16 protein-coding genes are annotated in these 14,279 nt (G+C 45.8%); 11 read left to right on the forward strand and 5 right to left on the reverse strand.

The features are described 5' to 3' along the window. Nucleotides 1–18: 18 nt before the first annotated feature. From A3L04_RS03050 to A3L04_RS03080, 7 genes are all read left to right on the forward strand, one after another. Nucleotides 19–432, forward strand: coding sequence for an IS1/IS1595 family N-terminal zinc-binding domain-containing protein (locus A3L04_RS03050; RefSeq protein WP_239233797.1), 414 nt, complete (start codon nt 19–21; stop codon nt 430–432). Nucleotides 433–709: 277 nt separating this feature from the next. Beyond that, nucleotides 710–1,372, forward strand: coding sequence for a DUF257 family protein (locus A3L04_RS03055; RefSeq protein ID WP_068579339.1), 663 nt, complete (start codon nt 710–712; stop codon nt 1,370–1,372). Further along, the gene (locus tag A3L04_RS03060) at nt 1,373–2,878 is read left to right on the forward strand and encodes a methyl-accepting chemotaxis protein (RefSeq protein ID WP_068579336.1); all 1,506 of its coding nucleotides are present in this window, start codon (nt 1,373–1,375) and stop codon (nt 2,876–2,878) included. Nucleotides 2,879–2,886: 8 nt separating this feature from the next. Then, nucleotides 2,887–3,675, forward strand: a complete 789-nt coding sequence (locus tag A3L04_RS03065; protein ID WP_068579333.1) for an RAD55 family ATPase — start codon at nt 2,887–2,889, stop codon at nt 3,673–3,675. Between the two features lie 35 nt (nt 3,676–3,710). Then, entirely contained in the window at nt 3,711–4,667 is a 957-nt protein-coding gene (locus tag A3L04_RS03070; protein ID WP_068579679.1) for an ATP-binding cassette domain-containing protein, read from the forward strand. After that, on the forward strand, nt 4,664–5,467 hold the full coding sequence (locus A3L04_RS03075; protein ID WP_084448902.1) for an ABC transporter permease: 804 nt from the start codon (nt 4,664–4,666) through the stop codon (nt 5,465–5,467). Before A3L04_RS03070 ends, A3L04_RS03075 begins: the two co-directional genes overlap by 4 nt. Next, a complete protein-coding gene (locus A3L04_RS03080) occupies nt 5,454–6,272 on the forward strand; it encodes an ABC transporter permease (RefSeq protein ID WP_068579332.1) in 819 nt (272 codons plus the stop codon). Before A3L04_RS03075 ends, A3L04_RS03080 begins: the two co-directional genes overlap by 14 nt. Here the strand turns inward: A3L04_RS03080 and A3L04_RS03085 are convergent. Further along, nucleotides 6,269–7,150 (reverse strand): ADP-dependent ribose-1-phosphate kinase, encoded by an 882-nt coding sequence (locus A3L04_RS03085; RefSeq protein ID WP_068579327.1) that lies wholly within the window; start codon nt 7,148–7,150, stop codon nt 6,269–6,271. The two genes, A3L04_RS03080 and A3L04_RS03085, sit on opposite strands and share 4 nt — an antisense overlap. A gap of 117 nt (nt 7,151–7,267) precedes the next feature. Here A3L04_RS03085 and A3L04_RS03090 point away from each other — a divergent pair, with 117 nt between their 5' ends. From A3L04_RS03090 to albA, 4 genes are all read left to right on the forward strand, one after another. Next, nucleotides 7,268–7,771 (forward strand): Hsp20/alpha crystallin family protein, encoded by a 504-nt coding sequence (locus A3L04_RS03090; protein WP_068579324.1) that lies wholly within the window; start codon nt 7,268–7,270, stop codon nt 7,769–7,771. A 109-nt stretch (nt 7,772–7,880) separates the two neighbouring features. Continuing rightward, nucleotides 7,881–10,268, forward strand: coding sequence for a CDC48 family AAA ATPase (locus tag A3L04_RS03095; protein WP_068579322.1), 2,388 nt, complete (start codon nt 7,881–7,883; stop codon nt 10,266–10,268). A 40-nt stretch (nt 10,269–10,308) separates the two neighbouring features. Then, nucleotides 10,309–10,554, forward strand: a complete 246-nt coding sequence (locus A3L04_RS03100) for a hypothetical protein (protein ID WP_068579320.1) — start codon at nt 10,309–10,311, stop codon at nt 10,552–10,554. Between the two features lie 67 nt (nt 10,555–10,621). Next, nucleotides 10,622–10,903 (forward strand): DNA-binding protein Alba, encoded by a 282-nt coding sequence (albA, locus tag A3L04_RS03105; RefSeq protein ID WP_068579317.1) that lies wholly within the window; start codon nt 10,622–10,624, stop codon nt 10,901–10,903. A 2-nt stretch (nt 10,904–10,905) separates the two neighbouring features. Here albA and A3L04_RS03110 read toward each other — a convergent pair whose 3' ends face one another. From A3L04_RS03110 to A3L04_RS03125, 4 genes are all read right to left on the reverse strand, one after another. Next, nucleotides 10,906–11,517: an RNA ligase partner protein gene (locus tag A3L04_RS03110; RefSeq protein WP_068579314.1), complete on the reverse strand. Its 612-nt coding sequence runs from the start codon at nt 11,515–11,517 to the stop codon at nt 10,906–10,908. A 261-nt stretch (nt 11,518–11,778) separates the two neighbouring features. Beyond that, on the reverse strand, nt 11,779–12,816 hold the full coding sequence (locus tag A3L04_RS03115; RefSeq protein ID WP_068579311.1) for a tetratricopeptide repeat protein: 1,038 nt from the start codon (nt 12,814–12,816) through the stop codon (nt 11,779–11,781). After that, the gene (gene otg, locus A3L04_RS03120; protein WP_068579308.1) at nt 12,804–13,322 is read right to left on the reverse strand and encodes a methylated-DNA--protein-cysteine methyltransferase; all 519 of its coding nucleotides are present in this window, start codon (nt 13,320–13,322) and stop codon (nt 12,804–12,806) included. Before otg ends, A3L04_RS03115 begins: the two co-directional genes overlap by 13 nt. Next, nucleotides 13,309–14,220 (reverse strand): thiamine-phosphate kinase, encoded by a 912-nt coding sequence (locus tag A3L04_RS03125; protein ID WP_068579306.1) that lies wholly within the window; start codon nt 14,218–14,220, stop codon nt 13,309–13,311. Before A3L04_RS03125 ends, otg begins: the two co-directional genes overlap by 14 nt. Nucleotides 14,221–14,279 lie beyond the last annotated feature (59 nt).

Here is a 14,279-nt window from a genome sequence, read left to right on the forward strand (position 1 = left end):
AAAAACTCCGGAGAGAAAATGAGAGAGGAAGTAATCCTAGACATCCAAAAGCTCCTTTCCCTAAGTGATGAGGAAGTGTTGAATGCAGTGCGAAAATTAAGAGGTGAGGTTATCTGTCCCTATTGTGGATCTCGTGAAATCGTTAAGATTGGTTTCATAAATAGGAAAAGCGGTTTTGAGGTTCAGCGATTTAAGTGCAAGAATTGTGGCAAGACATTCAATGAGCTTGATGGGACACCTCTGAGCGGTGTTCATTCATTGAGGAGGATAGTACTTATAGCATACTTTGCACTGTACTTGAAGTTCACACCATCAACTATTATGGCTATAGTTGACTTAAAGTATCCAACCGTTGTTAGATTATACAAAAGAGTCATTGAGAATAAGGAATTTTTCAATGAACTGTTGGAATTGTTACTAAATGAACAGTAAATTTATTCAGTATTATAAATTTGTTTATTCTAAAGATATGTTCGGAAATCGAACTTGTTAATTTGTTTATACAAAATAATCCTGATTACTTTTCTGGTATAGAGTATTAAATATTTGGACCCTTTTCTATTCTCAACAATTTTTGTTAATTTTGGACATTTGTTATAAAAATATATCTATCTGTAACATCATGTAATAAAAATTTTGAACAAAAGTGCACACAAAACTTAAAATTCTCAAATAATTGTTATATTATGTGACAGGTGGTGGGGTAGCTATGGAGATCTCGGATGTCCTCGAGAAAGAAAAGATAAGCGTCCTTGTTGAATACACGTCCGAAGATGTGCTAGGCCCTACAGTATTTACAATACTACAAAGGATCATAGACAAATATGGGGACAGAGCCCTGATAATAATTACGGACTTCCTCGATACCCTACCAATATACAAGTATCAGGCAGAATTGCTCGGCATGAAAACTGACCTTATAGAGAATGTGCCGGTAATAAAGGTAGGAGGGAAGATTAGCGTCGGGAACGTTCTTCACAAAATTCCAATTTCAGCGTATCCAGTGTACAAGACCTTATACGAAGAGGCTCTAGGAAAGCTACTAGACAACGTTAGACATCATAATGGATTCTTCATTAACATGCAGCTCGGCATAGAAAACATAATGAACATCTTTGACAAGAAAGAGTTAATCGAGCAGGTTCATGACATAGGGGAATACGTTGTCACGAAAAACAAGGACGTCAGAGACATAGTCTTCTTGAATACTGATTCTATGAGGAATGTTTCTCTACAAGTCGTTTCAATGCTGAAAATGATATTTCCAATAGTTCTGAAGCTCACAAACGATGGTAAATCCTTCGTTGTTAGCAAAAGCGTTTTTCCTAACCTAAAGGGAAGCAGCGGGACAATATGGGAGGTGATGGAGTAAATGAAATTCAAGAAGAAGCTGACCTTATCGATATTCCTTCCTCTCGTCTTGGCTGTTGTAACGGCAATAGTGATAGAGAACATGGCAATATCTGACCTCTACGATAACCTTGAAAAGACTATGCAGATAGTCAGATCTGGGGGTTCTGCTGAAGCGATACAGTCTAGCATGGCCTCCGCCCTCTCTCAGCTCAAGAAAACCCTATGGATCAGCATAGGGGCTATGGCCGCAGTCGCTGTAGGGTCTGGAGTCGTTGCCTATGGTCTAATGAAGTCTGCACTTGATCCTGTAAGTAAAATGGCAAGAGTTGCAGAGAACATAGCCCAAGGAAGGTTGAATTATGCTAGGAGAATGATAACGGAGATACAATACAGGGAAAGGGACGAAATAGGAAAACTTCTGGAGGCCTTTAGGTCAATATCCCAGGATGTTCTCAGAACCCTTGAAGTCATCACCGAGAGAATGGAGAAAATTGCCGAGGGGGACGTGAGAGACGATATAACCTTACATGCGAAAGGTGATTTCGAAAGTATCCTCAATGCTATGAGAAGAACGGTAACTCAGCTGAGAACCTTAATGAAAACTGTGAAGGATTTGGCCTTGACCCTAGAGAAGAGGGCTGATGAGCTGACCAGGATAGCTTCAGAAATCACTGAAGCTGTGAATCAAGTTGCAGAGGCTATCCAGCAGGTAAGTACTGAAGCCCAGAGGCAACAGGAAAACATAAGCATGATAATGGATGGCATGAACATAACTGCAGATGTTACCCAGAAGACTGTCGATGCAATGGAAGAGTTCAGTGGGATTGTTAATGAGGTAATATCGATAGCTAGAGAGGGCAAGGAGAAAGGTGAGAAAGCGATAACTCAAGTGGGAGACATTCAGGAGGCCATGAAAGTCATTAGGGATGCAGTTCAAGAAGTTGCCGAGATGAGCAAGAACGTTGGCGAGATAATAAACACGATAGCAGATATAGCTGAGCAGACTAACCTTCTAGCATTGAATGCAGCAATAGAAGCAGCTAGGGCAGGTGAGCTCGGAAGAGGCTTTGCTGTTGTTGCCCAGGAAGTTAGGAACTTGGCTGAAGAAAGCAAAGATGCTGCTGATAGGATAAGATCCATCCTTAGGGACATCCAAGAGAAAGTCGAGCGGGCAGTCGAAGAGACCGAGAGAGGCGTTAAGATAGTAGATAACTCCGTTGATTTCCTGAAGGAGACTGTTGGCTATCTAATGAACATAGGGGAGTTGCTAGATGATGTGGAGGAGAGGCTCAATGCCGTTAAATCTGAAATCACCAATACCCAGGAGCACGTTGAGAATGCTAAGAGGGCTCTCGAAAATCTGGCGGCGAGTGCAGAAGAGATGACTGCTAGCGCACAAGAAGTTAGCGCGAGTGCTGAGGAGCAGGCGTCATCTCTAGAAGAGGTTAAGAGGAACATAATAGAGCTCAGGAACATAGTCAAGGATCTTAGAAAGGCTATTGAGTTCATAAAGGTTGAGGGGTGATTTTCCTTATGGATTCCTCTTTTGAATTCTTTTCTCCCATACCTATTGATATCGAGGAAATAGACAGGGCAATCGGAGGAGGGTTGATAAGGGGTACGACAATTACAATAATGTACGATGCGTTTTCTCTAGGCTGGGCCCTCGGCTTTGAAATCTTCAAGAACATGCTCTTTAGGAATTCATTTGGCGTGATCCACAATTACAGCCTCCCTGTAATAAAGCTGATATCTCGGGCTTCCTTTGTGGGATTGAATCTTCAAAGGTTGGCTCGAGAAGAGAGGAGAGTGAAGATTCTTGATATATTTGGATCAAAGTACGATATTCCTCCTTATGATGATTATGTTATCACAATACCAAATCCCACGGAGGAAACATTAACTCCAAAAATAGAGAGAGTTTATGAGGAAAGAATTTACCCAATAGCCGGTGAGAAGAGAATAGTCAAGCTAATTTACACCTTGGATGGTGTCGTAACGCTATTCGATGAGAATGTCACTATAAAGTTGCTGAATGCGGAGGTTGCCCATCTCGCAAAGGTGTATAAAAGGAGGGATATAATCTCAATATTCCTCCTTAACATGGATGTCGTGTCGAGAAAGTTTGTCGCTTGGGTTTCCGGTTTGAGTGACGTTGTCATAGTATTCAACTCGAGAATCGGGGATGGTGAGCTCGTTGAGACCATGAGCATACTCAAGTCTCCTAACCCGGACTTTGAGCCAAGTACGTATGAATTTAAAATTGCAGCTAATGATGGAGCACACTCCTTATCCTTCAGGAAGTCAGAAAGGAACGCATAACCTTTTTATTTCTCTTGCTTGATTCTCTTAACGTTATGAAAGCAATCGAAGTGAAGAACCTCAGGAAGCTCTACCCTAAGAAGATCCCTCTCCCCTTCAGAAAAGTTGAGTGGTTTGAGGCGTTAAAGGGGATAAGTTTCACCGTTAAAAGGGGAGAGTTATTTGGCTTATTGGGTCCTAATGGTGCAGGTAAAACCACGACGATAAAAATACTAACCACGCTCCTTGAGCCGACATCCGGTGAGGCCAGGGTTTTGGGTTACGACGTGGTTAAAGAGGCGAGGGAAGTAAGGAAGAGGATAAATCTTGTCGCTGAAGGTGAAAGAACCCTCTACTGGAGGCTTACAGCTTACGAAAACTTGAGGTACTTCGCCAGCATCTACTATGTTCCAAAGCGTGAAGCCGAGGAGAGGATTGAGGAACTCCTAAAGATGGTGGGCCTGTGGGAGAGGAGGAATGACCTAGTCATGAACTACTCGAGGGGAATGAAGCAGCGCTTGGCTATAGCTAAAGCCCTAATCAACGATCCGGAAGTTCTCTTTCTAGATGAACCGACTTTAGGTCTGGATGTTCAGAGCGCGATATTCGTTAGGGAGCTTGTTAAAAGGCTCGTTGAGGAGGAGGGCAAGACAGTTCTATTGACGACTCACTACATGCATGAGGCCGAAGAACTTTGCGACAGGATAGCGATAATAGATCACGGGAGGATAATAGCATTAGATACTCCCGAGGGTCTGAAGAAGCTCGTCAAAGATGAGACGATAGTTGAAGTCAGAGTGAGGAACTACCCTGGGGACAATCCGTTTGGGTTAGCTAAGGTGTCTGAGGAGAATGGGGTCACGGTTCTGAGGGGTAGCCTCGATGAGGAGGACATCCCTAAGCTCGTCGAGTTCCTGGTTAGGAGAAATGCCAAGGTTCTTTCGGTCGAAGTTAAGGAGCCAACCCTTGAGGACGTTTTCATAAAGCTCACGGGGAGGGGGCTGAGGGATTGAGCATACTCGCGATAATTGACAAGGAGTTCAGGATGTTCTTCCGCTATCCTCTAAGGGTTATTAGCTCCCTGCTGGTTGGTATAGTCTTCCTAGTTCAGTTCATATATTTCGGTCAAGCCATTCTTGGTGGTAGATTTTCCCCCCTCCTTCAGGCCTCGACGGGTGTGGGTGATTATCCGACGTACGTTCTCATAGGGTATACACTATGGTGGGTCTCCGTTTCGCCGATGGAAGCTTCAGTTTGGGGAATAAGGAGAGAGCTTCAGAGGGGAACGTTCGAGAGCAACGTTGCATCCCCAACGGGGATATTAAAGATGATTTTGGGCCTTGCCATAGCTTGGATGCTCATGGATTCTGCCCTAATGCTTGCCGTATTCGTGTTTGGTGTTTTAGCCTTTCACATACCGATAAGCCTAACCGCAGTGATTAAGGTAACCCCAGTTCTATTCCTCTCGTTCTTGGCCTTCCTGGGCTTTGGCTTCATGTTCTCCGGGCTAGTGATGATGCTCAAGAACATAGGGCCCCTAGCCAATATCCTCGAGTTCGCTATCCTCTTCCTTTCGGGAGTTTTCTTCCCTCTCTCTACCCTCCCCCAGGATGTAAGGGCTATTTCCTCCCTAATCCCACTAACCCATGCAGCAAACGCTATCAGAAAGCTTTTCCTTGGCTACACGTACTCCGCGGTCTCTCATGAGATAAAGTGGATGATCATCTTAATCCCATTGTACTGGGCGGTAAGCTTGGCCATATTTAAGTGGGCGGAGAGGATAACGAGGATGATGGGCTATGGAGGCTACTGAGCTTAGAGCATTAATGGGCGTTGCAAGGAAGAGCTGGAAGGTGTTCCTGAGCTATAAAGCGTGGTTCGTCAGCGAGATAGCTATGGGGCTCTTTTTTGTAGCAAACGCCCTGCTGATAGGCTTGGGCCTCACGGGGAAGAGGACATCAGAGGCACTTGCAAGGCTTACGGGTTACTCCGACTACCTGACGTTTGCCGTCTTGGGCTTCATGGTTCTGGCATTCGGCCTTACGTTCATGAGTGGCTTCGTGTGGAGCATAGTCGATGAGCTATATGCTGGAACCCTTGAGTACTCATTTGCCGCCCCGATGAGAAGGATAACTTTCTTCCTGGGGAACGTCCTAGTTAGGCTGGTCTTAAACTTCCTATACCTTGCAGTTTATGTTCCGCTGTTCTATTTTGTCTTTGGCCTAACTCTAAGCTTTTCCGGACTGCTGAAGGGCCTTTTGATTCTCCTTCTAGGATCGATTGGCATGATAGGTCTTGGCATGACCGTAGCTGGAATAGTGCTTTACCTAAAAGATCCTGGACCCTTCATAAACGTCATGGAGATGCTGGTCTTTGCGCTCAGTGGTGCCATGTATCCTGTGGAGATTCTTCCTAACACTCTCCGACTTTTGGCACTTATCCTTCCATATGCTCCAACCACTGAGGCAGTTAGAAGTGTAGTTGCTCATGGGTTAGCTGAAAGTTTGGCTAAAATAGCTTATTTAACAGCAATATCCTTGGCATATCTGATCCTTGGATACTTGGGTTATAAATGGAGCGAGAAGAGGGCAAGGGAGGTAGGTCTAAAGAGCTATTAAAGGGGGATTTCGAGCTTGAGCCCTCTGGCAATTTTTCTTATTTCATCAAGGGGTCTAATGGCTGTTCTTGCCCCTACCTCTTGAACCGTTAAATAAGCTAAGAGCATCCCGAGCTTAGCCGAGCTTACAACGTCCCATCCGTTGAGAAAGCCGTATATGAAGCCCGCATTGAATGAATCTCCACCTCCGGTTGTATCAACGACCTTAGCCGATAATCCCCTTATTTCATGTACCTCTCCACTCTCATCCCTAACGAGAGCTCCACCACCATTCAAGGTTGCTATAGCTATCCTAGCCTTCACATCCTTTATCTTTTCTAAGTTGCCATACTTTCTCTTGAATTCGTCCTCGTTCATCATCAAGATGTCAAGCTTCTCCTCGATATCCTGGGGAACTTCCATTTCTCCGGGATCAAATGAAACTGTTAATCCCAACCTTTTAGCCTTCTCAATTGCCTCCCTTATGAGCTCTATAGGGTTAGAGGAGAGGTGAAGGTGTCTTGCTCTCGCCAAGTATTCCTCCTTCACTTCTTTGAATCTGTTTGCCCCAGGATACTTGACTATTCTCTTATCCTCTCCCTTTACCATCATTACCGCAACTCCAGTTGCGTCATCAACGATCTTAATTCCCCCAGTATCTACACCTACTTTCTTGAAGTACTCTATGTGTAACCTCCCAAAGTCATCATTGCCAACAGCCCCGATGAATCCCACTCTAAGTCTTAAGCTTGCCAGCCAGCTTGCCGTATTCCCTGCGGAACCTCCAAGCCCTGTATACACTGATTTTGCATTAACCTTCTCATGGAACTCTGGGAACTTCTCCATTAGAAACGTTATGTCGTAATTGAGGTTGCCCATACAGATTACATCGAGCTTCATCTCATCACCTGACTGAGTTATGTAACCAGGGCTATTTAACATACCTGCCGAAAGGTTTAAAAGCCATGATATTTTAATAACTATTGGTAACAAAAAAGTGAGAGGGGGGTGAGGAAAATGGTGGTAAGGAGAAGAAGGTGGGACGTATGGGATCCATTTGATTTGATAAGAGAAATTCAGGAGGAAATTGATGCAATGTTCGATGAGTTCTTCAGCAGGCCAAGATTCTGGACTTATAGGAGATGGAGCGAGCCAGAGTACTACGAGGAGAGAGTCGGTGAGGTCTGGAGAGAGCCATTCGTTGATATATTCGACAGAGGCGATGAGTTCGTAATCACGGTAGAGCTCCCCGGAGTCAAGAAGGAGGACATAAAGGTCAGGGTAACCGACGATGCTGTGTACATTGAGGCCACAGTGAAGAGAGAAAAAGAGCTTGAAAAGGAGGGTGCAGTAAGGATCGAGAGGTACTACACAGGATACAGGAGGGTCATTAGGCTACCTGAGGAGGTAATCCCAGAGAAGGCCAAGGCAAGGTACAACAACGGTGTCCTTGAGATCAGGATTCCAAAGAAGCACCCAACAAAGAAGGAAGGTGAGGGCTTCGAAGTTAAGATCGAGTGATTATCTTCCCTTAAAAGTTTCTTTTTTGGTCAGGATATTCAATCGAAAAGTTTATAAAGAGATATGATTTTAGTAACCGCTGGTAAAGAAAATAGTGAGGTGATGCAAGATGCCTGAGAGGAAGGAGATTAAGCTCAAGGTCGCCTCTGCCTATCAGAGGGACGTGGGTAGGGGTATTGTTAGGATTGATAGGAAGGCTATGAGAGAGCTGGGAATTTCACCGGGTGACATTGTGGAGATCATTGGTACCAAGAATACTGCAGCTGTTGCATGGCCTGCTTATCCAGAGGATGAGGGTCTTGGGATAATCAGGATGGATGGTACGATCAGGAAGAACGCTGGCGTTGGCTTGGGTGACGAGGTTATAGTCAGGAAGGCTGAGGTCAGGGAGGCTAAGAAGGTAACACTGGCCCCAACCGAGCCGATAAGGTTTGGCAGGGACTTCGTTGAGTGGCTACACGAGAGGCTTATTGGTAGGCCGGTAGTTAGGGGAGACTACATCAGGATCGGAGTTCTCGGTCAGGAGCTAACGTTTGTAGTTACCGCAACCCAGCCAAGCGGGGTAGTTCAGATTACGGAGTTCACGGAGTTCAACGTTAGTGAGAAGCCAGTGAAGGAAGTAGAGAAGAGAATGACCACTGGAGTCACCTACGAGGACATTGGTGGTCTCAAGGACGTCATAGAGAAAATCAGGGAGATGATAGAGCTACCACTCAAGCACCCAGAGCTCTTCGAGAAGCTCGGCATTGAACCACCGAAGGGTGTTCTCTTGTATGGGCCCCCAGGAACTGGTAAGACTTTACTAGCTAAGGCCGTGGCCAACGAGGCTAATGCATACTTCATCGCAATCAACGGGCCCGAGATAATGAGCAAATACTACGGAGAAAGCGAAGAGAGGCTTAGGGAAGTGTTCAAGGAGGCTGAGGAGAACGCTCCAGCAATAATATTCATCGACGAAATTGACGCAATAGCACCAAAGAGGAGCGAAGTCACCGGAGAGGTCGAGAAAAGAGTAGTTGCTCAGCTGTTGGCCTTAATGGACGGTCTCAAGAGCAGGGGCAAGGTCATAGTCATAGGTGCGACGAACAGGCCTGATGCTATTGATCCGGCTTTGAGGAGGCCTGGAAGGTTTGATAGGGAGATTGAGGTTGGTGTTCCAGACAAGCAGGGTAGGAAGGAAATCCTACAAATCCACACAAGAGGAATGCCAATAGAACCAGACTTCAGAAGGAGCGACGTGCTCAGGGCTCTCGAGGAAATTAAGAAGGATGAGAAGTTCAAGGATGTCATTGACAAGGCTATTGAGAAGGTCAAGGCAAGCAGGGAAGAAGAGATTCCAAAGGTACTCAAGGAGATTAATGAGGACTTGTACAATGAGGTTAAGGCCAAGCTGATAGACTACCTGCTCGAGGAGCTTGCCGAGGTTACCCATGGATTCGTTGGTGCTGATCTGGCAGCATTGGCTAGGGAGGCTGCAATGGCCGCACTTAGGAGGCTGATCAGGGAGGGCAAGATCGACTTCGAGGCTGAGACGATACCAAGAGAGGTCTTAGATGAGCTCAAGGTAACAAGGAAGGACTTCTACGAGGCGCTCAAGATGGTTGAGCCTTCAGCATTGAGGGAAGTGCTCATTGAGGTACCAAACGTCCACTGGGATGACATTGGAGGACTCGAAGACGTAAAGCAAGAACTCAGAGAAGCAGTAGAATGGCCACTTAAGTACCCAGAGGCGTTCAGGGCTTATGGAATCACACCACCTAAGGGAATCCTACTATATGGACCACCAGGAACAGGTAAGACCCTGTTAGCCAAGGCAGTTGCAACTGAGAGCGAGGCCAACTTCATAGCCGTCAGAGGTCCAGAGATCCTCAGCAAGTGGGTCGGTGAGAGCGAGAAGAACATTAGAGAGATCTTCAGGAAGGCAAGGCAAGCAGCTCCAACGGTGATATTCATAGATGAGATAGATGCCATTGCCCCGAGAAGAGGAACTGACGTCAACAGGGTAACTGACAGGATAATCAATCAGTTACTCACCGAGATGGACGGTCTCGTTGAGAACAGTGGTGTTGTAGTTATCGCAGCAACCAACAGGCCCGACATAATCGACCCAGCCCTGCTTAGGCCGGGTAGGTTTGACAGGCTGATCCTAGTTCCAGCGCCCGACGAGAAGGCAAGGCTAGAAATATTCAAAGTACACACCAGAAACATGCCACTAGCCGATGACGTCAACCTCGAAGAGCTCGCCAAGAGAACCGAGGGATACACTGGAGCTGACATAGCGGCCGTGTGCAGAGAGGCTGCAATGATAGCCATGAGAAGGGCACTGGAGCAAGGAATACTCAAGGAGGGCATGAAGGCGGATGAGATCAGGAGGATAGCAAAGGTCACGATGAAGGACTTCGAAGAGGCCCTCAAGAAGATTGGACCTTCGGTCAGCAAGGAGACGATGGAGTACTACAGGAGAATCCAGGAGCAGTTCAAGCAGGCTAGGGGATGATCTCTCTTATCCTTTCTACCATTTTAAGAGGGGTGGTTGCATGATCTATGGAGTCCTCCTGAGTATTCCGGAAAAGCACGTAGCAAAGTACGAGGATGAAGTTAGGAAGGTAATAGGTTACGGTATTGCTAGGGGGGACATAATAAGCTTTACCGAGGCCAGGTACAAAGGTGATGTTGCATTCGTGATGTTGGCCAGATCTCAGAAGGCTGCAGAGAGAACCGTTAATGAGCTCAAGGAGCTTCCAATAAATGTGAAGGTCATAGAGATTGAGGGAGAGAGCTGATAACCGAAAAGTATTTAACTTAACGTAAGCATTTGGGTGATGACAAAAAGCCAGGAGGTGTCAAGAGATGGCTGAGGAGCACGTCGTTTACATTGGAAAGAAGCCTGTTATGAACTACGTCCTAGCCGTCATAACCCAGTTCAACGAAGGTGCAAAGGAGGTCGTTATAAAGGCCCGTGGTAGGGCTATTAGCAGGGCCGTTGACGTTGCAGAGATCGTCAGGAACAGGTTCCTCAAGGACACCGTAGATGTTAAGGAGATTAAGATAGGCACCGAGGAGCTTCCAACTGCTGATGGCAGGACAACAAACACCTCAACCATCGAGATCGTTCTCGAGAGGAAGATCTGAACTCACTTCCTTTCCTTTTCACTTTCACTTCTGAACTTCTCGACAAGTTCTTCTAGCACTTCTTTGAATTTAAATGCGTCAACCCATTTTATGCCCATCTTTTCAGCCCATGTTAGTATCCCTACGTCTGCAGAAACTATTATTCCATCAAGCTCTTTTGCAAGGAGAATCAATTCAAAGTCCTCCTTACTATCAAGAATCCCCTCTCTAAGGGCCTTTCTATAATTCCTCCTCAATTTCTGGATTATTTTATCAACGTTTTCTGTGTCGAGAACACTCTCCCTTACAGCTTTTTCTGCAACTCTCAGCCCTTTGTCTACCCTCCTCCGTATGTCCTCTATTAGCTCGTACACTACAAATGCTGGAATCTTTATGTCGTGAACGTTTGGGGGTTTCTTTATTATATAAAGCTCCAGTTCTGGTGAAACTTCCTCTTCTTCGACGAAGTGCATGACCTCTCTGTAAATTCCTGGGGGCATGTAGAATTCCACCTTTCCGAAGAGCTTCTCCGCGTAGCTTAGGAACGTTTTCATAGCCTCCGTGGGAGTTTCACCAAACTTCTTCCTTACATCGGGGTTGACGAAGATGCTAGTGTCGAGAATGAAGCGTATCATGGCCATCACCTTTGCTATTGTATGTGGCCCGCCCGTAACACCCGCCCTCATCGAAGGCTTAGCCACTCTCAGGCGGGCTAACCCAGGCGGGCCTGTGCCCGGCCAGGGTTACCCCCGGTCACGGCACTCCGTGACGCGGAAGGCACCTCCCGAGGGGACCTCGCTGAGGCCGGGCTGTCGCCCCCGCATCGCACCTGGCCTCATTAAGAATCGGCCAAGCCCTCGCTTGCGGGGGCATTAATAAATAAAGAGAAGAGGTATTTATTCCTTATTCTCCTTCTCTTCCCCTGGGAAGTGAGAAGTTTCCTCATTGGCCTTTATAATTCTCTGTCTATACTCCTCGTATTTCTTCCTTGCCTCTTCAGCTTTTTCTTTCTCTCCTAAGTATTCATAAGCTTCAGCAACGTGCTTCCACCACATTGGATCTTCTTCTGCCTCCTTTAAGCAATACTCTAAGAACTTCTGGTATGCCTCTCTGGCGAGGTCTTCCATTCCGAGCTTTCTGGCTATATTTCCTACGTCTTCCCAGAATACTCCCTCTTCCTCTGCTTCCTTCTTGTAGTACTCTAACGCTTTCTGCCATGCTTCTCTCGCCTTTTCTTCATTACCCAACTCCTCATAGAGCTTTGCAACATCTTCCCAGAACCATGGTTCTTCCTCTGCATACTTCTCTAGGGCCTTTGCAGCTCTCTCCATGTCTCCCGCTTTCTTCCAGTACTCGTGGGCCTCCTTTAGGTAGTAGGTGTCCTTCTCTTTCTCATATAGCTGTTCGTATAGCTCGGCAGCCTTTGCGTATTCTCCAGCCTTTTCATAAGCCCACGCTGCACTCTCAAGCCAACCCAGCTTAAGATACATCTCTGCAGCCTTCTTGTAGTTTCCGGCCTTCTCATACTTCCTTGCCGCCTGCTTATACCTTCCCATCCTCTCTAGTTTCTCCGCACTCCTAAATCTGTCTGCCAAGCTTAAGTCTGGCTCGCTGATGTACCAGATTCCGAATGCTACTGCAACTATGAAGAACGCTATTATTCCGCCGACTATCTTGAGCTTCTGCCAGGTAATCGAGAGGTAGGTTCCATACGCTGATATCGCTGTGAAGGGTAGTAGCATTAATGCGTACTTCCAGCTTTCAGCATAGATTGTCAATGCCAAGAAGAATCCCAGCATTAGTGTCAATCCCAGGAATCCGAGGCTTAATATTATCCTTATTAGCATCCAAAATCCCCATTTCCAAACAATAAATCCAGCAACACCGAGGACTATTGCTATAAACAGGCCAATATACAGCTTTAACTTGTCCATCCTTCCACCTCCAACAGGAACTTCTTGTATTCGGGCTTTGGAGTGTATAACCAGGGATTTTCCCTGCTGATGACTCTGTGACAGGGAACTATTATCGGATATGGATTTCTCCTCATTGCTCCTCCTATTGCCCGTGGAGAGGTCTTCAATGCTCTAGCGAGCTCGCCATACGTTATAACCTCTCCCCTTTTAACGTTTTTCACAAGCCATTCGTAGACTTTTTTCTCGAAGCTCGTTAAACCTTTTAGGGATAGATACTCAAAACCCTCGGGGTTCCCTATATTTCCTACTAAGACTTCATACACGATCTTTGGATACTCCGACTTTTTGACTTCTGTACTTGTTAGAATTCCCCTTCTACCGAGGAACCTCACTACCTCAAGTATCCTTTCTCCTGCAAATTTTCTATCATTCAATGAATACGCTATCCCATGGATTTTCTCATCCCAAAGCACGGCTATCGTTATTTCAACACCTTTAACTTTGAAGCTCTCAATGCTCAGCATTTCCAAACCCCACGAAGTGCTCCCATCCAAGCATGGGCATCTTTCCATTCCCTTCTAAGTACACGCCATTTCCTCTCTCAACCCTGCCTATTACCGTGAATTCAAAGGGGATTTCATTTACTTTGTTTGGGGGTATCGTAAAAATCAATTCAAACTCTTCCCCACTTGCTAGGGCAATATCAACTGGGTCTTCGGTTAGCTCTTTAACCGTCGGGTGGATTGGTAGTGAGTTTTCGTCTATAATTATCCTCACGTTGCTAGCTCTTGCAATTTCCCAGAGCTCCTTTGAGAGCCCATCGCTTATATCTATTGCTGCATTTGCTATTTTAGAGAGTGCTTTTCCTTCCTCGATTCTAGCAATTGGATCTCTAGCTTTTTCAAGGACATCCTTTGGAATATCTTCTCCCTTGAGCCATAGGAGAAGAGCAAGAAGAGGCCTTCCTAGATCTCCCGTAACGCAGACAAGATCTCCAGGTTTTGCATTTTTCCTGAGCAGTAGTCTTTCTGAAATTCCTAGGGCTCCTCCATCTACTACTATTTCTTTAACATCGTTTGTATCTCCGCTAACTACCCTGACACCATACCTTTTGCTACCCTCTTTAATTCCGCGGGCAATGCCTCTAAGAACATCTTCGCTGGTATCCTTTGGTATCCCTATAGAGAAGAAAAAAGTTTTTGCTTCTCCACCCATAGCTGCTATGTCGCTAACGTTCATGGTAACGACTTTCCTTCCAGCATCTTCTGGGTTCATAAAGTCTGGAACATCAGTTCTCCACACGAGCATATCTGTCGTTAGAAGTATCCATCTGTCGTCGACCCTTATATAACCTGCATCATCTCCAAGGATTTCATCCCTGATTTCTGACATGAACAGTTTAATTATCTCGCTTTCTCTCATGTTATCACCCTGTTAAACTTAACCTTTATATTCAAATCAAGTTTTAGCTTAACATTGGG

The organism is Thermococcus chitonophagus, from assembly GCF_002214605.1.
Taxonomy (GTDB): domain Archaea; phylum Methanobacteriota_B; class Thermococci; order Thermococcales; family Thermococcaceae; genus Pyrococcus; species Pyrococcus chitonophagus.